Annotated in this window: 15 protein-coding genes; 5 read left to right on the forward strand and 10 right to left on the reverse strand. The window is 70.2% G+C overall.

Features of this window, described 5'->3' with window-relative positions; translation table 11 throughout:
• Positions 1 to 8: 8 nt before the first annotated feature.
• The 3 genes from panC to JOE46_RS15085 all read right to left on the reverse strand — a co-directional run bounded on the left by panC (position 9) and on the right by JOE46_RS15085 (position 2,999).
• Positions 9 to 923, reverse strand: a complete 915-nt coding sequence (gene panC, locus JOE46_RS15075; RefSeq protein WP_097212916.1) for a pantoate--beta-alanine ligase — start codon at positions 921 to 923, stop codon at positions 9 to 11.
• Positions 920 to 1,846 (reverse strand): Rossmann-like and DUF2520 domain-containing protein, encoded by a 927-nt coding sequence (locus JOE46_RS15080; RefSeq protein ID WP_077042989.1) that lies wholly within the window; start codon positions 1,844 to 1,846, stop codon positions 920 to 922. The genes panC and JOE46_RS15080 overlap by 4 nt, the downstream gene beginning before the upstream one ends.
• 130 nt (positions 1,847 to 1,976) lie before the next feature.
• Positions 1,977 to 2,999, reverse strand: a complete 1,023-nt coding sequence (locus tag JOE46_RS15085; protein ID WP_209927737.1) for a DUF6779 domain-containing protein — start codon at positions 2,997 to 2,999, stop codon at positions 1,977 to 1,979.
• A gap of 177 nt (positions 3,000 to 3,176) precedes the next feature.
• Here JOE46_RS15085 and JOE46_RS15090 point away from each other — a divergent pair, with 177 nt between their 5' ends.
• Entirely contained in the window at positions 3,177 to 5,492 is a 2,316-nt protein-coding gene (locus JOE46_RS15090) for a LuxR C-terminal-related transcriptional regulator (RefSeq protein ID WP_209927739.1), read from the forward strand.
• Positions 5,493 to 5,499: 7 nt separating this feature from the next.
• Here JOE46_RS15090 and JOE46_RS15095 read toward each other — a convergent pair whose 3' ends face one another.
• The 6 genes from JOE46_RS15095 to ftsH all read right to left on the reverse strand — a co-directional run bounded on the left by JOE46_RS15095 (position 5,500) and on the right by ftsH (position 10,786).
• Entirely contained in the window at positions 5,500 to 5,967 is a 468-nt protein-coding gene (locus JOE46_RS15095) for a DUF3180 domain-containing protein (RefSeq protein ID WP_097212986.1), read from the reverse strand.
• A 16-nt stretch (positions 5,968 to 5,983) separates the two neighbouring features.
• Positions 5,984 to 6,490 carry a 2-amino-4-hydroxy-6-hydroxymethyldihydropteridine diphosphokinase gene (gene folK / locus JOE46_RS15100; RefSeq protein ID WP_097212913.1) on the reverse strand — a complete coding sequence of 169 codons (507 nt, stop codon included), beginning with the start codon at positions 6,488 to 6,490 and terminating at the stop codon, positions 5,984 to 5,986.
• Positions 6,487 to 6,861 carry a dihydroneopterin aldolase gene (folB, locus tag JOE46_RS15105; protein ID WP_077042992.1) on the reverse strand — a complete coding sequence of 125 codons (375 nt, stop codon included), beginning with the start codon at positions 6,859 to 6,861 and terminating at the stop codon, positions 6,487 to 6,489. The genes folK and folB overlap by 4 nt, the downstream gene beginning before the upstream one ends.
• Positions 6,854 to 7,690, reverse strand: a complete 837-nt coding sequence (folP, locus tag JOE46_RS15110) for a dihydropteroate synthase (protein WP_077043927.1) — start codon at positions 7,688 to 7,690, stop codon at positions 6,854 to 6,856. Before folP ends, folB begins: the two co-directional genes overlap by 8 nt.
• Before the next feature lie 8 nt (positions 7,691 to 7,698).
• Complete coding sequence (gene folE / locus JOE46_RS15115; RefSeq protein ID WP_257017584.1) at positions 7,699 to 8,388, reverse strand: GTP cyclohydrolase I FolE; 690 nt, start codon at positions 8,386 to 8,388, stop codon at positions 7,699 to 7,701.
• An 85-nt stretch (positions 8,389 to 8,473) separates the two neighbouring features.
• A complete protein-coding gene (ftsH, locus tag JOE46_RS15120) occupies positions 8,474 to 10,786 on the reverse strand; it encodes an ATP-dependent zinc metalloprotease FtsH (protein ID WP_097212911.1) in 2,313 nt (770 codons plus the stop codon).
• A gap of 244 nt (positions 10,787 to 11,030) precedes the next feature.
• On the opposite strand from ftsH, the gene JOE46_RS15125 reads away from it, so the two are divergent.
• Positions 11,031 to 11,663 (forward strand): maleylpyruvate isomerase family mycothiol-dependent enzyme, encoded by a 633-nt coding sequence (locus JOE46_RS15125; protein ID WP_097212910.1) that lies wholly within the window; start codon positions 11,031 to 11,033, stop codon positions 11,661 to 11,663.
• A gap of 10 nt (positions 11,664 to 11,673) precedes the next feature.
• On the opposite strand, the gene JOE46_RS15130 is transcribed toward JOE46_RS15125, so the two are convergent.
• Complete coding sequence (locus tag JOE46_RS15130; protein WP_097212909.1) at positions 11,674 to 13,041, reverse strand: amidase; 1,368 nt, start codon at positions 13,039 to 13,041, stop codon at positions 11,674 to 11,676.
• A gap of 202 nt (positions 13,042 to 13,243) precedes the next feature.
• Here JOE46_RS15130 and JOE46_RS15135 point away from each other — a divergent pair, with 202 nt between their 5' ends.
• The 3 genes from JOE46_RS15135 to JOE46_RS15145 are packed head-to-tail and all read left to right on the forward strand — an operon-like array spanning position 13,244 to position 17,033.
• Positions 13,244 to 14,260, forward strand: coding sequence for an ATP-binding cassette domain-containing protein (locus JOE46_RS15135; RefSeq protein WP_097212908.1), 1,017 nt, complete (start codon positions 13,244 to 13,246; stop codon positions 14,258 to 14,260).
• 11 nt (positions 14,261 to 14,271) lie between these two features.
• Positions 14,272 to 15,060, forward strand: a complete 789-nt coding sequence (locus JOE46_RS15140; protein WP_097212985.1) for an ABC transporter permease — start codon at positions 14,272 to 14,274, stop codon at positions 15,058 to 15,060.
• Complete coding sequence (locus JOE46_RS15145; protein ID WP_209927741.1) at positions 15,060 to 17,033, forward strand: serine/threonine-protein kinase; 1,974 nt, start codon at positions 15,060 to 15,062, stop codon at positions 17,031 to 17,033. The genes JOE46_RS15140 and JOE46_RS15145 overlap by 1 nt, the downstream gene beginning before the upstream one ends.
• The last annotated feature ends 59 nt before the right edge of the window (positions 17,034 to 17,092 follow it).

Genomic DNA, 17,092 nt, shown 5'->3' on the forward strand with positions numbered 1-17,092 from the left:
GGGCGCTCTTACCCCGCCGCTGTCGTCTGCGTGGTGCGGGAATCCTCTTCCCGTTCGAGGAATCCGGTGCCGACGGCGACGCCGACGTTGTCGATCAATCGGGTGTTACCGACCTTGGCCGCGACGAGCAGCCGCCCGTCCCCGCGCTCGGGCGCGGGTCCCAGGTCGACGCCACGGACCTCGAGGTAGTCGACCTCCACCTCCGGGGTCGTCGCCAGCACCTCGCGGGCGGTGGTGAGGATCGCCTCGGCTCCACCGGCCGCCGCGTGCGCGCCCGCCACCAGCGCGGCGGAGATGGTCGCGGCCGCGGTGCGCTGGGCCTCGTCGAGGTACCGGTTCCGCGAGGACAGCGCGAGGCCGTCCTGCTCGCGCACCGTCGGGACGCCGTAGACCTCGACGTCCAGGTTCAGATCGCGGACCATCTGTCGGATCAGCGCGAGCTGCTGGTAGTCCTTCTCACCGAAGTACGCGAGGTTGGGTCCGACGATCTGGAACAGCTTGTTCACGACGGTCAGCATCCCGGCGAAGTGCGTCGGGCGGCTGGCGCCTTCGAGCTCACTGCCCAGAGGACCCGGGTGGATCATGGTGCGCCTGCCCGCCGGGTACATCGCGGCCGCCGACGGTGCGAACACCAGCTCCACCCCGGCCTCGCGCAGCAGTTCGAGGTCCCGATCCAGGGTGCGCGGGTACGCGTCGAGATCCTCGCCCGCACCGAACTGCAACGGGTTGACGAAGATGGACACCACCACCACGCTGCCGCGCAGCTTGGCCTGGCGGACGATCTCCAGGTGACCCGCGTGCAGCGCGCCCATGGTCGGCACCAACGCCACCTGGCGCCCGACGCCGCGCAGCGCCTTGGTGACCTTGGTCAGCTCGGCGGGTTCGTGGTGCACGGTCAGTTCACCGCGTGTGTAGCCGTTCACGAGCGGCCCTCCAGGATCTCGATCAGTTCGGGCTTGGACCCGGTCCGCTGAGCGGACCGGAGCGAGAGGGCGCGGTAGCCGGCCGCGATCCGGGGGTCGACGTCCTCGAGGACCCGGAGGTGGGTCGCGACGGCCGCGGCGTCGCCGCGGGCCACCGGCCCGGTCAGCGCCGCCGGACCGCGCCGCAGCGCGTTGTCAAGGGCGGCCGACAGCAGTGGGCCCAGCACCCGCTCGGCCACCCCGTTGGGCTGGTCGTCGACGAGCTGCTGGCCGAGGAGTTCGTCCCCCGCCAGGGCGACGCGGAGCGCGGCGACGGCGTCCACGACCAGGGTGACCAGGTGATTGCTGCCGTGGGCGAGAGCCGCGTGGTACAGCGCACGGGCCTCCTCGCGGACCCGGACGGGCTCCCCACCGATCTCGAGGACCAGGGACTGCGCGATCGCGTAGCCGATCTCATCCGCCGCGGTGATACCGAAACACGCGGAGGACAGCCGCGCGGTGTCCTCGTCGTGCCCGGTGAAGGTCATGGCGGGATGGATCGCCATCGGCAGCGCGCCGAGGGCGGTCAGCGGCTCGAGCACACCGACGCCGTTGGCGCCCGAGGTGTGTGCGACGAGGGTGCCTGGCTTGACGGAGCGGGTGGCGGCCAGGCCGCTGACCAGCCCAGCGAGCTCTGCGTCCGGGACGGCAAGCAGCAACAGCTCGCAGCGCGACGCCACCTCGGCGGCGGGCAGGATCTCGGTCTCGGGAAGCCTGGTCTCGGCCCGGCGAATCGACGCGTCGGACACCGCGGAACAGGCGACGACGATGTGGCCGACGCGCTCGAGCGCGGCACCGATCGCCGTTCCCACGCGTCCCGCCGAGACGATTCCGATGGTCAATCGTGCGGGCGCGGGGTCTTGAGTGATCTCGGAGGAGGTCACCGTTGTCCTCTCGTTCGTTCCAGTCCCGCAGGGCGGGTACCAGACGTTCACAGCGAGGATAGCCGCCGCGCCGGGACGGCCGCCATGGCGGAACAGAGTGATCTAGGGCACGCCCCCTGAGGGGATCGGCTCAGTCGCGACGACGACGACCGGACCTCGGCCCGTCCGTCTCGGGCTCCGGGGTCTTCATGTTCGCCATGATCTCGGCGACCGAGAGCCCCGTCGAGTGCGCGCCTGCAGGAACGGCCTGCTCACCCTCGGCCTCGGCCGCGGGCTCCGACTCCGCTGCGCGCCGCCGCGCCCTACGGGACGAGACCTCGTCCGTGGGCGTGGGCGTAGGCGTGGGCTCGGGCGTCGGCCCAGGCTCGGGCACCGGGACCGGCTCCGGTTCGGGAAGCGGCGCAGGTTCCGGAGCGGGCGGCACCGGCTCGGGAACCGGGATCGGAGGCACCGGCTCGGGCGGCGGCTGCGTCGCGGCGGGCTGAGGGGCCTGGCGCGGTGGGGGCACCTGCCTCGGGATCGGGAACGCCTCTGCCGAAGCGGCGGGCTCCGGCTCGGACTCGCCGACGACCATGACCTCGGCGGTGACCGGATCGTCGTCCGGTGTGGCGAACGTCGGCCTCGCGCCTGGGGTGGCCGCGTACGCGGGGTCGGGGGTGAACGTCTTCGGCCGCGCCGGGCTCGCCAGCTCCGGGATCCGGCTGGCATCGGCCTGCAGCGCGACCCGGTCGACCGGCAGCCTGCCCTCGAACAACACCTCGAGGCTGCCGCGCAGCGCCGCCAACTCCGCCCGCAGGGCCGCGATCTCGGAGACATCGAGATTCGCCTCATCGCGGACCTTGGCCTCGACGCCCATCTCGTACTCGCGCCTGGCGGTGATCTCACGCTCGAGCTGCAACTCGTACACAGTCTGCAGATCGCGCACCTTCGCCTTGTCGGCGGCCGACTCGCGGCGGTACTTGGTCATCGCGATGGCCGCGATGACCGCCGCCCAGAGTGCGACGACCAGGCCGACACGCAGCAATTGGACGCTGTTGCTGAAGATCATGAACAGGCTCGCGATCACCGCCAACGCCACCAGCGCGGCGACGAACATCTGGCTCGTGCTGCGCTTGTACCGCCGAAGCGAGCCCGCGCGACCAGAAACCGTCATGCAGCCGAGGATAGCCGTCCGGACCGACCACCCGCCGTCGCAACGGGCCGAGCCCGTGTCCGGCCGGAGCGGACTCGGTGGAATTCGGGAGGGATGTCCTGAGCTGAGACGACCCGGGGATGTGCGGCCGAACGGTACCGTAGCCAGAGGGGACCACGAGACGAGAGGGACGGTGCGATGCCGCCCGCCACCCGGGCCAAGGTCATCGGGAACCTACCCATCGAACCGACGAGCTTCGTCGGGCGTCGGCCCGAACTCGCCGAGGCCAAACGGCTGCTCTCTGTTGCCCGATTGGTGACACTGACCGGGATCGGCGGCGTCGGGAAGACCCGTCTCGCACTACGGGTGGCGGAGGACTCGCGTCGCGCGTTCGAGGACGGGGTGTGGCTCGTCGAGTTCGGGGAGCTCCAGGACGAGGCGCTGGTACCCGACACCGTCGCCACCGCGTTGGGCCTCCGGGAACATCCGGCGCACCCGCCGCTGGTCCTGCTGACCGAGTACCTGGCCACCCGCACCCTGTTGTTGGTGCTGGACAACTGCGAGCACCTGATCGACGCGGTCGCGAAGCTCACGGATTCCCTACTCCGGTCCTGCCCGGACCTGCGGATCCTCGCGACGAGCCGGGAACCGCTCGTCATCGGCGGCGAGGCGGTGCTGCGGGTGCCCGCGCTGACGGTCCCCGATGCCACCCCGACGCCGCAGGCCCTGGCGGGCTCCGAGGCGGTGACACTGTTCGTCGAGCGCGCCGCCGCGGCGCTGCCCGGCTTCGCTCTCACCGAGGAGAACCTGGAGGCCGTCGCACAGATCTGTCGTCAGTTGGACGGGTTGCCGCTACCGATCGAGTTGGCCGCGGTGCGACTGCGGGCGATGACCGCGGAGCAGATCCTGGACCGGCTGACCGACCGGTACCGGCTGCTGACCACCGGCAATCGCGGCGCGCCGACACGACTGCAGTCGCTGCAGATGAGCATCGACTGGAGCCACGAGCTGTGCACGGAGACCGAGCAGGTGCTGTGGCGCCGGCTCTCGGTGTTCGCGGGCAGCTTCGGGCTGGATGCCGCCGAAGGAGTCTGTGCGGGCGGGATGGTCGATCCGCGCGACCTGCTCGACGTGCTGGCCTCGCTGGTGGACAAGTCGATCCTGATCCGCGAGGAGGCAGGCGCCGCGGTGCGGTACCGGATGCTCGAAACCCTCCGCGAGTACGGGCGCGAGAAACTGCACGAAGCGGACGAGTTCGATGACCTGCTCCGGCGGAACAGGGACTGGTACGAGGGGCTGGTGCTGGGAGCACGCTCCGAGTGGATCGGCCCCCGACAGCCGGATCTGATGGTCCGTATCGCCAGGGAGCAACCGAATCTGCGCGAGGCCATGCAGTTCAGTGCGACCGAGCCCGGCGGGGCGGACCACGCCCTGCGGATCGCCATCGCCCTGTTCCCGTTCTGGCTCTCCCGTGGCCTGCTCAGCGAGGGGCGATACTGGCTCGACCGCGCACTCGGCCTGCCCGGAGAGGTCCCGACCGCCCATCGGATCAAGGCGCTGTGTGCCGACTGCCTGCTCACCAGCAACCAGGGCGACATCGCCGCAGGGACGGCACAGGCGGAGGAGGCGCTCCAGCTCGCCGACGAACTCGGCGATCCGGGCACCCGCGCGCTCGTGATGCACGCTGCCGGGTACCTGGCCGCCTTCAGCGGTGATCTCCCCCGCGCGGTGGCCTGTCTGGAGGAGGCCCTCGAGGTCTTCCGCACGCAGGGGAATCCCATCCGACAGATCTCGACCCTGCTCGGACTCGCCGTGGCGTACGGGTTGCTCGACGATGCCGCTCGTGCCATCGAGTACCAGGAACAGGCCCTCGCGATCAGCGAGGCCACCGGCGAGTTCGTCTACCGCGCCTACGCGGTCTGCGCCCTCGGGCTGGCGCTGTGGAAGACCGATCCGCAGCGGGCGGACGGGCTGCTCGAGAAGGGCCTGCGGCTCTCCCGTGAGGCCGACGACATGCTCGCGACCGCGATGTGCGTGGAGGCCAAGGCATGGACGGCCATCGTCACGGACCGGGCCCGCCGTGCCGCGCTGCTGTTCGGCGCGGCGCGGACCATGTGGCAGCGGGTGGGTAGCCCGGGAGCGGTGGTCCCGAAGCTGGAGTCGTACCACGAGGAGTGCGAGCGACGGACCCGAAGGGCGCTGGGCGAGCAGGCGTTCGAGTCGGCCTTTCGCAGCGGCGAGCGCTGGACGGCGCAGGAGACGATCGCGTTCGCGCTCGGGGAGGACCTCGGCGAGGAGAATCCGCAGCCGGCGGGTGCTGCGACGGCCCTGACGCCGCGCGAACTCCAGGTCGCCGAACTGGTCGCGCAGGGCCTGACCAACAAGGCCATCGCCGCCAAGCTGGTGATCGCGCAGCGGACCGCGCAGGGACACGTCGAGCACGTGCTGGCGAAGCTGGGATTCAACTCCCGCACGCAGATCGCCGCATGGGTGGTCGAGCGTCAATCCGGCTGAGCCGCCGCTAGACTGCAGGCTCGTCCGGCGGTTCGTCCGGGGCCTTGCAGCAGTGCTCGAGCCAGAGCGCCGCGGCGACCAGCGCCACGCCCGCGACAAGACCGACGACGGTGCCAGCGGTGTCATCGGACGCCGCCTGAACCGTCGAGCGCTGCGGCAGCAGATACAGGAGCAATCCGAGCCAGACACCTGAAGTGGCGGCCCCCACCAGCGCCGAAGCCTTGGCCAGCGCCACCGCCCGCGCCGCGGTGATGGGGTGGAGCTGGCGCGGGCCCTGCCCGAGCTGATGCCCCCTGACCCGCGAACGGATCATGAAGGCGACGCCCATCTCGATGGCGGCGACGGGATAGAGCGAGGCGCCGGCGAACAGCGGGATCGGCGGGAGCGACCCATAGAAGGCGCGAACCAGCAGCCAGGTCGCGATGGCCGCGAAGGCCGCCAGCCCGAGCAGGTCCCGGATCCGGGTGGTCGACATCACCGGCGCACCACCGTCACGGCCGCACCAACCGGAGCTCGGTCCGCCGCACCCCGTCGCGCTCGGTGGCGTCGAGGTCGCCGAGCAGCTCTCGGGCGGGCACCCTGGCTCCCCGCACGGTCAGCGTGGCATCGGGGTCGATCTCCAGCCACGGGACGAGCACGAACGCCCGCTCGTGGGCCCGCGGATGCGGCAACGTCAATTCCGGGTCGGCACTGACGAGGCCGTCGCAGTCGACCACGTCCACGTCCAGGCTGCGCGGACCCCAGCGCTGTTCGCGCACCCGGTCCGCGGCAGCCTCCAGCTCTTGCCCGAACCGCAGCCAGCCGCGGCAGTCCAGCTCGGGATCGTCGGCGATCAGCGTCGCGTTGAGGAAATCCTGCTGCTCGACGCCGCCCCACGGCGCCGTCGCGTACACCCCGGACACCGCGACCAGGCGATCGCCGAGCGCGTCGACGACGGATCGCAGGTTCTCGAACGGGTCGCCGAGATTCGACCCGATGGAGAGCACCGCGCGACTCATCCGCGCAGGCCCTTGCGGGAACGGCGCGCCACGACGGCGACGTCGACGAAGGTCAGCGGGATCGGCGCCGACGGCTTGTGGACCGTCACCTCCACCGCGTTCACCCGATCGTCGGTCAGCACCGCGTCGGCGATTTCCCCCGCCACCGTCTCGATGAGGTCGCGCGAGGGGCCTGCCACGATCGCGGCCGCGGTCTCGGCGAGCTCGCCGTAGTGCATGGTGTCGGCGAGATCGTCCGAGGCCGCGGCGGGCGCCAGGTCCATCCACACCGTGACGTCGACGACGAAGTCCTGGCCGTCCCGCTTCTCGTGCTCGAAGACGCCGTGATTGCCGCGGACCCGCAACCCGCGCAACTCGATTCGATCAGCCATCGTGCTTCTCCTCAGCCGCGCTCCACGCGTTCACGACCGCGATCGCGTCGAGGGATCCCCGTGCGTCGTGCACCCGCACGCCCCAGGCGCCGCCGCGCGCGGCGAGGGCCGAGACGACGGCCGTTGCGACCTCGCGTCCGTCGGGTGCGCGGTCGCCGTGTTCATCCGCGAGCAGGCTGCCGAGGAAGCGCTTGCGGGAGGCCCCGATGAGCACCGGGAAACCCAGCGCGTTGAGCCGTGGCAGCGCGCCGAGCAGCGCCCAGTTGTGTTCGGCGGTCTTCGCGAATCCCAGCCCGGGATCGAGGATCAGCCGGCTCGGATCGACGCCTGCCCGAACCGCGAGGTCGACCTGGGTCAGCAGTTCCTCGCCGACCTCCGCCACCACGTCGTCGTAGTGTTCCACCCCGCCTGCGTGCACGTATTCGCCCGCGGAGCGCCAGTGCATCAGGATCCAGGGCAGGCCCGCGTCCGCCATCACCGCGGCCATCGCCGGATCGGCGCGGCCACCGGAGACGTCGTTGACGATCGTGGCCCCCGCCTCGATCGCGGCCGCGGCCACCGACGCGCGCATGGTGTCGACGCTGACCGTGATCTTCTCGGCCGCCAGGGCCGCGATCACCGGGCGGATGCGCTCGGCCTCGACCACCGGATCCACCCGCGCCGCACCGGGCCGGGTCGATTCGCCGCCAACGTCCACGATGTCCACGCCCAGCCGGCTCAGCTCGAGGCCGTGCTCGATCGCGGCGTCCTGGTCCAGGTAGCGGCCGCCGTCCGAGAACGAGTCGCTGGTGACGTTGAGGACTCCCATCACCACGCAGCGGCCCGGCATCGGCACCGTCACTTGCGCAGGATCAGGTCCAGAGCCTCGGAACGCGAGGCGGCACTCGACTGCAGCAGACCGCGCACGGCGGAGGTGGTGGTGCTGGCGCCCGGCTTCCTGATGCCGCGCATGGCCATGCACAGGTGCTCGGCCTCCACCACGACGATGACCCCGCGGGGATCGAGCTTGCGCACCATCGCGTCGGCGATCTGACTGGTCAACCGCTCCTGCACCTGCGGACGCTTCGCGTACAGGTCGACCAGTCGCGCGAGCTTCGAGAGCCCGGTGACCCGCCCGGTGGAGCCCGGGATGTAGCCGACGTGTGCGACGCCGTGGAACGACACCAGGTGATGCTCGCAGGTCGAGTACATCGGGATGTCGCGGACCAGCACCAGTTCCTGGTGTCCCTCGTCGAAGGTGGTGTTGAGCACCGAATCCGGATCCGTGTAGAGGCCCGCGAAGACCTCCCGGTATGCCCGGGCCACCCGGGCCGGGGTGTCGAGCAGACCCGGCCGATCCGGGTTCTCGCCGACCGCGATCAGCAGTTCACGAATCGCGGCCTCGGCGCGCGGCTGGTCGAAGACCCGCCCGGTCTCGACGCACTCGAGCGGCGCCGCGGCGACACGCTCCGGGGCCTCCGCTGCGTCGCGTTCCTGTGACGTCGATGCGTCACGGGAATTCGCACCACCGAGTTGATTGACCGACACGCGACCGAACCTCCACTCTCGCCGACCGTTACCCACCGACCACGCCGTGCGACGCGATCAGTGGGTAAGCCTAGTTACCGCCGGACTACTGCTGGCCGTTCGGCCCTTCCCAGCGCTCGGTTGCCGGCCCGCCCTCGTCCTCGGGCTTCTGCGGCGGACTCCACTGCGGATACCCGCCGTACGGGTTCTGCGGGTTCTGGGCGTGCTGCTGCGGCTGCTGGTGCTGCTGGTGCTCGCCCGCATCCCGCGGCGGCCAACCGGGCGCCGACCAACCGGCAGGCGCGCCGTAGTCCGGCATGGTGCCGTGCTGGGGCTGCTGCTGTCGCGGGTCCGGGTACGGCTGGTAACCGCCGCCGTTCGGAGCCGGCATCGGGTAGCCGTTCTGCGGACCCGGGACCGGAGCCGTGGGCGGAACCGTCTCGCGGGGCTTGCTGAAGGTCGGCTGCCGCACCGAGTCGTCGGGCAACGGCTCACCGCGCTCGATCGCCAGCTCACGCGGCGTCTTCACCGGCGGCTTGTCGGACGGCGTCCGACCACCGAAGTCGTTGAACGCGGTGATCCGGGGTCGCTTCTCCACACTCGAGAAGATCTGCTCCAGATCCTTGCGGGTGAGGGTCTCGCGCTCGAGCAGCTCGGTGGCCACCACGTCCAGCAGGTCGCGGTGCTCGTTGAGGATCGCCCACGCCTCGGTGTGCGCGGCCTCGATGAGGTTGCGCACCTCCTCGTCGATCTCCCTTGCGACCTCGTGTGAGTACTCGGAGCTCACCCCCATCGACCGGCCGAGGAACGGATCGCCCTGCTCCTGCCCGTAGCGGACCGCACCCAGCTTGGCGCTCATGCCGTACTCGGTGACCATCGCGCGGGCGATCTTGGTGGCCTGGTCGATATCGGACGATGCACCGGTGGTCGGCTCGTGGAAGACGAGCTCCTCGGCGGCACGGCCGCCCATCGCCATCACCAGCCGGGCGATCATCTCCGAGCGGGTCATCAGGCCCTTGTCGTCCTCGGGCACCGTCATGGCGTGTCCGCCGGTGCGACCGCGGGCCAGGATGGTGACCTTGTAGATCGGCTCGATGTCCGGCATCGCCCAGGCGGCAAGGGTGTGCCCGCCCTCGTGGTACGCGGTGATCTTCTTCTCGTGCTCGCTGATGATCCGGCTCTTGCGGCGCGGGCCGCCGATGACGCGGTCGACCGACTCCTCGAGCGCCGCCTCCGTGATCAGGGCGCCGTTCTCGCGTGCGGTCAGGAGCGCGGCCTCGTTGATGACATTCGCCAGGTCAGCGCCCGACATACCGACGGTCCGCTTGGCCAGGCCCTCGAGGTCCGCGTGCTGATCGAGCGGCTTCCCCTGCGAATGCACCTTGAGGATCGCCCGGCGGCCCGCCAGGTCCGGGTTGCTCACCGGGATCTGCCGGTCGAACCGGCCAGGACGCAGCAGCGCCGGGTCGAGGATGTCGGGACGGTTGGTCGCGGCGATCAGGATGATGCCGGTGCGGTCGCCGAAGCCGTCCATCTCGACCAGCAGCTGGTTGAGGGTCTGCTCGCGCTCGTCGTGTCCGCCGCCGAGGCCTGCGCCACGCTGACGGCCGACCGCGTCGATCTCGTCGACGAAGATGATGCATGGGCTGTTCTGCTTGGCCTGCTCGAACAGGTCGCGCACCCGGGAGGCACCGACACCGACGAACATCTCGACGAAGTCCGAGCCCGAGATGGTGAAGAACGGCACCCCGGCCTCGCCCGCGACGGCCCTCGCGAGCAGCGTCTTACCGGTTCCTGGCGGGCCGTAGAGCAGGACGCCCTTCGGGATCTTCGCGCCGAGCGCCTGGTAGCGGGCCGGGTTCTGCAGGAAGTCCTTGATCTCGTACAGCTCTTCGACGGCCTCGTCGGCGCCTGCCACATCCGCGAACGTGGTCTTGGGCATGTCCTTGGTGAGCTGCTTGGCCTTCGACTTCCCGAAGCCCATCACGCCGCCGCGGCCACCGCCCTGCATCCGACCCATCACGAAGACGAACAGGCCGAGCAGGATCACCATCGGCAGCACGAACAGCAGGATCGAGGTCAGCCAGCTCTCCTGGCTCACCTTGGTGTTGTACTTCTCCACGCCCGCGTTCTGGACGGCGGTGAAGATCTGCTCGGAGGCCGCGCTCGGGTACTTCGCGAGGATCTGGTTCGAGTTGTCGGTCGCGTCGTTGCCCTGCTTCAGCGTCAGGCGGAGCTGTTGCTCGCGGTCGTCGATCTGCGCATCGGTGACGTTCTTCGCGTCGAGTTGGGCGATGGCCACCGAGGTGTCGACGTTCTTGTACCCGCGGGTGTCGTTACCGAAATAGCTGAACGCGTAAATGATCAGCAGGATGCCGGCGACAATCGCCAGGTTGCGAAACACAGTCTTGCGATTCATACAGGTTCAGCCTCTGCAGGCCAGTCCTTTCCAGTTCCGGTCGAGCACAGTGCGCCGGGTTCCGGCTGCTCACCGGAGGTTCAAGGTTACCGCGACCGCCGCGGGCAGTGTCCGTTAGCGCGGGCATCGGCGCGGAGCAGCTGTCGCAGCGGCTTCTGCCAAGTAGAACGCGCGGGCACAGCGGATGGTTCCGTGAGCCCCGCCACCGCGGGCGGCCGGATCCGGATGTCGATAGGCTGCGGCCATGACGCTGCCGTACCCCGAGGTCCTTGCGGAGATCGAGCGCTCGCAGGCGCGGCTGGAGGCCGCGGTCGCCGAACTGTCGGACGAGCAGGCCAGGGGCGACTCCCTGCTGCCGGGCTGGAGCCGAGGTCACGTCGTCACGCACCTCGCTCGCAACGCCGACGCGCTGAACCGGCTGGCCGCCGGTGTGTTGTCCGGGACCCGGCCCGAGATGTACCCGGGCGGGCGGGAGGCACGGGGCGCCGCCATCGAGGAGGGTGCGGACCGCCCCGTCGAGCTGCTGGACGCCGACCTGCGATTCGCCGGGCGACGGGTGATCGAATCACTGCGGAAAATCGGGGCCGACCAGCTCGACACCCCGGTGTCGTGGCGCAAGCCGACCGCAGCACGCGGCATCCCCGCGCTCCGCTGGTGCGAGCTCGAGATCCATCACGTCGACCTCGGCACCGGATACACCGCCCCGGATTGGCCCGACGCGTTCGTCGAGGAGATCCTGACGCGGGATCTGCCCGAACTCGCCGAGGCGGCGCCCGAGGTCGTGCCGCCGGAGCTGCCCCGGGCCGAGCTGCTGGCCTGGCTGGTCGGCAGGCCGACGCGCGCAGGGCTCCCCGAGCTGCCGGCCTGGCCGTTCTGACCCGCCGCTCTCACACGGCCGCGACCTGCGGCCAGGGCTGCAGCGCCTGCAGCTGCGCGGCCAGCGCGAGGATCCGCGCCTCCCCGCCCGGCGGCGCCGCGATCTGCACACCCAGCGGGGTGCCGGACTCGGGGTGCATTCCCACCGGCACGGTCACGGCCGGCCAGCCGATCAGGTTCCAGACCGGGGTGAAAGGCGCGAAACGCACGGCCGCCATGACGTTCGACGGCCAGGACCGATCGCTCCAGCCGTGCGCCGCCATCGGCGGCCTGGCCAGCGTCGGGGTCAGCACCACGTCGAAATCCGCGAAGAACGCCCACATCGCGGCCTCCATCTTGTCCACCTGCCGAGCCCGGACGAGCCTGCGCATGGCGTGCCCGACCGCGATGTGCGTCCGGGTTCGCGCTTGCAGCAACGTGTGGTCGAGCCCCTCGGCGTAGGCGGCCGTGCCCGCAGTCCAGCGCGACACCAACGGAATCGGGCTCCTCGGGTAAGGCAGCTTCGCGGGCATGACCGTGTGCCCGGTCTCGCCGAGCACCTGTGCGGTGCGCTCTGCCCCGGCCCGCCAGTGCCGGTCCACCGGCGTCAGCGGGCTCGGCGAGCCTGCTGCCACCGCGACGCGCAGCCGCCCCGGATCGGCGAGCTCCGCCAACTCCGGGCGGTCCGCCATCACCGACAACAGCAACGCGGAGTCCTCGACGGTCGTCGTCAGCGGACCGTTCTCCGCCATCCCGAACCAGTTCTCACCCAGCTCGCGAGGCACAAGGCCGCTGCCGGGTTTGATGCCCACCAACCCGCAGGCGGCGGCCGGGATCCGGATCGAGCCGAGACAATCCGATCCGTGTGCCACCGGCACCATCCCCGCGGCCACCGAGGCGCCCGCGCCGCCGGATGACCCACCCGCCGTCAGCTCGTGGTTCCACGGGTTCTTGACGATCGAATCGTGCGAATCGGTCGACGGCCACACACACAGTTCGGACAGCCTGGTCATGGCCACCGGAACCGCACCCGCCCGGCGCAACCGATCGAGCACGGGATGGTTCTCGGTCGAGGCCTCCGCAACGGTGGTCGCGGATCCGTTCCCCAGCGGATGCCCCAGGATCGGGATGTTGTCCTTGATCGCGATGGGCACGCCCGCCAAGGGCAACGCCGACAGGTCCGGCCGCCCGGCGAGGGCCGCGGCCTCCGCACGCGCCTGCTCGCCACGCACGATCACGAACGAGTCCAGCTCGGGATCACGTTCTGAGATCCGCCTCAACGCGTCCTCGACCGCGTCGATCGGCGACAGCGCACCCGAGCGCACCCCGGCCGCGATCGCGGCAGCGGTGAATTCGAGTCGGGCGCCGGTGGACAGGGTCTCCACCGAAGGGTTGGACATACGCGATAACCGCCTCACCTGGTTGGTTCACTCGATCCTCCGGCCTCACGGCACGCGTCGCCAGGGACCCAGGGGTTGGGATCGACCACCCCATGGCAGGTTCCCAAGACCCGCGTATGGAGCGAAAACGGTTGCTGCCACCGGACCGGAGTGCGATCGTTGCAGGGCAAGCCCCAACCATCCACGTCACGCGGAGGTAGGCATGGCTGATGCAATCGTGGCCGAGGGACTGGTCAAGCGGTACGGCAAGGTGGTCGCCCTCGACGGGCTCGACCTCGCGGTACCCGAGGCCACCGTCCTCGCGCTACTCGGACCGAACGGTGCCGGGAAGACGACGGCGGTGCGCGTGTTCACGACACTGCTCGAACCCGACGAGGGGCACGCGACCGTCGACGGACTGGACGTGGTCGCCGACGCCAAGGACCTTCGCTCCCGGATCGGTGCATCCGGCCAGTACGCGGCGGTGGACGAGTACCTGACCGGCTTCGAGAACCTGGAGATGGTCGGGCGCCTGTACCACCTCGGCACCAAGTTCAGCAGGGACCGGGCGCGCGAGCTGCTCGATCAGTTCGACCTCGTTGACGCCGCCGACCGCCCGGTCAAGGGGTATTCCGGCGGTATGCGCCGCCGCCTCGACCTGGCCGGGGCGCTGGTCGCGAACCCGCCGGTGCTGTTCCTCGACGAGCCGACGACCGGGCTCGATCCCAGGGCGCGACTCGGCCTATGGGACGTCATCGACGAACTCGTCTCTGGCGGCACCACGCTGCTGCTCACCAGCCAGTACATGGACGAGGCGGACCGGCTTGCCGACTCCATCGCCGTGGTCGACCACGGCAGGGTGATCGCGAGAGGCACCTCGGACGAGCTCAAGGACCAGGTCGGCGGGGAGCGGATCGAGCTCGCCCTCGACCCGGGCGCCAGCCTCGATGACGCGCGGGCGGCACTGACCGCGCTGGCCGACGGTGAGATCCAGGTGGATCAGCACGCGCGCCGGATCACCGTTCCGGTGGCCGACGGGTCCAGCGCCCTCGTCGCCGCCCTTGGGAGCCTGGCGGGACGGAACGTGACGGTCACCGACGTCGCCCTGCGCAGACCCACCCTCGACGACGTGTTCCTCGCGCTGACCGGCCACCAGGCCGAGCAGGCCGGGAACGGAGCCGACAAGGCCGATGTCGGCAACCAGAGCAGCGAAGGTCGGCATCGGGAGCGTGCGTCGTGAACGGGCTGGAGATGGCGGTCCGCGACGGGGCGACGATCGCCAAGCGCAACGTCATCAAGATCAGGCGGGTGCCGGACCTGCTGATCTTCACGACGCTGTCGCCGATCATGTTCGTGTTGCTGTTCGCGTACGTCTTCGGCAGCTCCATCGAGGTGCCGGGGATGTCGTACAAGGAGTTCCTGATCGCGGGCATCTTCACCCAGTCGGTCATCTTCGGCGCCACCTGGACCGGGCTCGGGCTCGCCGAGGACATCCAGAAGGGGTTCATCGACCGGTTCCGGTCGCTGCCGATGGCCCAGTCCGCGGTGCTCGTCGGGCGCACCACCAGCGACGTGTTGATCAACGTCGTGAGCCTGGTCGTGATGTCGCTGGCCGGACTGGCGGTGGGCTGGCGGATCCACACCTCCGTGCTCGAGGCCGCGGCCGCCTACGTGCTGCTGCTGCTGTTCGCCTACGCCCTGTCCTGGGTGATGGCCGTGGTGGGGCTGTGGATCCGCACGCCGGAGGTGTACAGCAACGCCAGCTTCATGGTGATCTTCCCGCTCTCGTTCATAGCGAACACCTTCGTCCCCACCACGAATCTGCCCCCGGTGCTCAAGGTCATCGCCGAGTGGAACCCCGTCTCGGCGGTGACGCAGGCGGTCCGCGAACTGTTCGGCAACACCAACCCCGCGCTCGTGGTACCGGACGTGTGGCCCCTGCAGAACCCGGTGGTGGCCTCCCTCGCCTGGATCGTCGGGATTCTCGTGGTGTTCGTGCCGTTCGCGATCCATCGCTACAAGAAGGCGGTCAGTCGCTGATGGACCCGACCGTTCGGTCGACGCCCGAGGCGACGGTCGCGGCGGACTCGACGGGTGATTCCTACCCGCGCATCCTGTCCCCCGAACGGATCGACGACGAACGCTCATCGTCGCTCGGTCCGAGCGAGGCGGTCGGCGACATCGATGTCGACGTCGGACAACGCATCGACGACTTCGACCTGCTCATGAGGCTCGGTCGCGGCGCGTTCGCCCGGGTCTTCCTCGCCCGGCAACGCTCGATGCACCGGCTGGTCGCGGTGAAGATCTCGCGAGACCACGGCACCGAACCGCAGACGATGGCCCAGCTCGACCACGACTACATCGTCCGGGTCTTCGACCAACGCCAACTCGAGGGCCTCGGGGTGAAGCTGCTCTACATGCAGTACGTCCCCGGCGGCACCCTGCTCGCCGTGTTGCGCCGGATCCGGAAGGCCCCGCAGGAGCCACGAGGTGGCCAGGTGCTGCTCGACGCGATCGACAGCGAGCTCGAGGCCAAGGGCGAGATCAGGCCGACCGACTCCAGCGTGCGGGCCGAGATCGCCGCCCTGTCCTGGCCGGAGACGATCGCCTGGCTGGGCAGGCGCCTCGCCGAGGCGCTCGACCACGCGAGCAGGCACGGCGTGATCCACCGCGACATCAAGCCGGCGAACGTGCTGCTCACCGCGGAGGGTGTCCCCAAACTCACGGATTTCAACATCAGCTTCAGCAACCGCCTCGACGGCATGAGTCCGGTCGCGTACTTCGGCGGCTCGCTGGCCTACATGTCGCCGGAGCAACTGGCTGCGCGGCACCCGAACAAGCCCGGGACCGCCGCCGACCTCGACACCCGCAGCGACATCTTCGCGCTCGGCGTCATGCTGTGGGAGCTGCTGACCGGCAAACGGCCCTTCCGCGACGCGATCGACGCCGACGAGTCGGACGCCTCGCTCGGCACCATGCTGGATCTGCGCAGACATCGGATCGACCCGCAGATCCAGGCCGAGCTGCCGCCCGACTGCCCGGCCACCCTGCGCCGCGTACTGCTGACCTGCCTCGAACCCGACCCGCGGGACCGCTGGCCGACGGGCGCGGATCTGGCCCAGCAATTCGAGCTGTGCCTGGATCCGCAAGCCCGCGACCTGGTCGATCCGCCGCCCGGCAGCTGGCGGCTGCGGCTGCGCCCGTGGGCGGTACCGATCATCGTGGCCGGGATCCTTGTGCCCAACGCTTTGGCCGGCCTCTACAACTACACGCACAACCGCACGCTGATCGTCAGCAAGCTGTCCCTGGCGGCGCAGGACCATTTCGGGCAGATCCAGCTGGTCATCACCGTGATCACCTTCCCGCTGATGGCGGTGCTGCTGGCCTCCCTGTGCAGGCGCCCCATCCGGGTGTCGCGGGCGTTGGCGCGCGGCCGTGTCTTCGACGCCACGACCCTCGGCCGGGCACGGACCGACGCCCTGCTGCTCGGCGACCGGGTGGTGGTCCTCTTCTTCGCGGCCTGGTGGGTCGCGACCGCCGTCAACCTGATCCTGCTGCACGTCGCCGGCGGATCGATCCAGCCGGGGGCGTACCTGCACTTCCTCGCCTCTACCGTGGTGTGCGGCGCCATCGCGGTGGCTTACCCGTTCTTCCTGGTGACCTTCTACGTCGTGCGCTGCGTGTACCCGGTGCTGCTGCCGCCGGGCATCATCAGCGGCATCGACGCCGGGCTGCTGCGGGGGCTGGAGCGGCGCAGTACCCGCTACCTGGCCGTCGCCGCCTCCATCCCGTTGGTGGGGATCGCCGGGGCGACGTTCCTGCCCGTCGACGAGCTGGGGGCGGTCGTCGTGCCGATCCGGGTGCTCTGCCTGGGAGCGATCGTCGCGTTCGTCGGGGCCTACTGGATGTTCCGGCAGCTCGAGCAGGACCTGCACGCACTCGAACGAGTGGTGTCGGGCGAACCCGGTCCCGCATTGAGCCTCCGCGCTCACACCCCAGCGGCGCTATCCTGACGAGGGGCTTCCCTCACGACATCGAGCGCCGCAGGCGCACGAGACAGTCCGAGGTTTTC

This window comes from Rhodococcus sp. PvR099, assembly GCF_017833315.1.
In the GTDB taxonomy this organism is placed as follows: Bacteria; Actinomycetota; Actinomycetes; order Mycobacteriales; family Mycobacteriaceae; genus Rhodococcus_G; species Rhodococcus_G oryzae.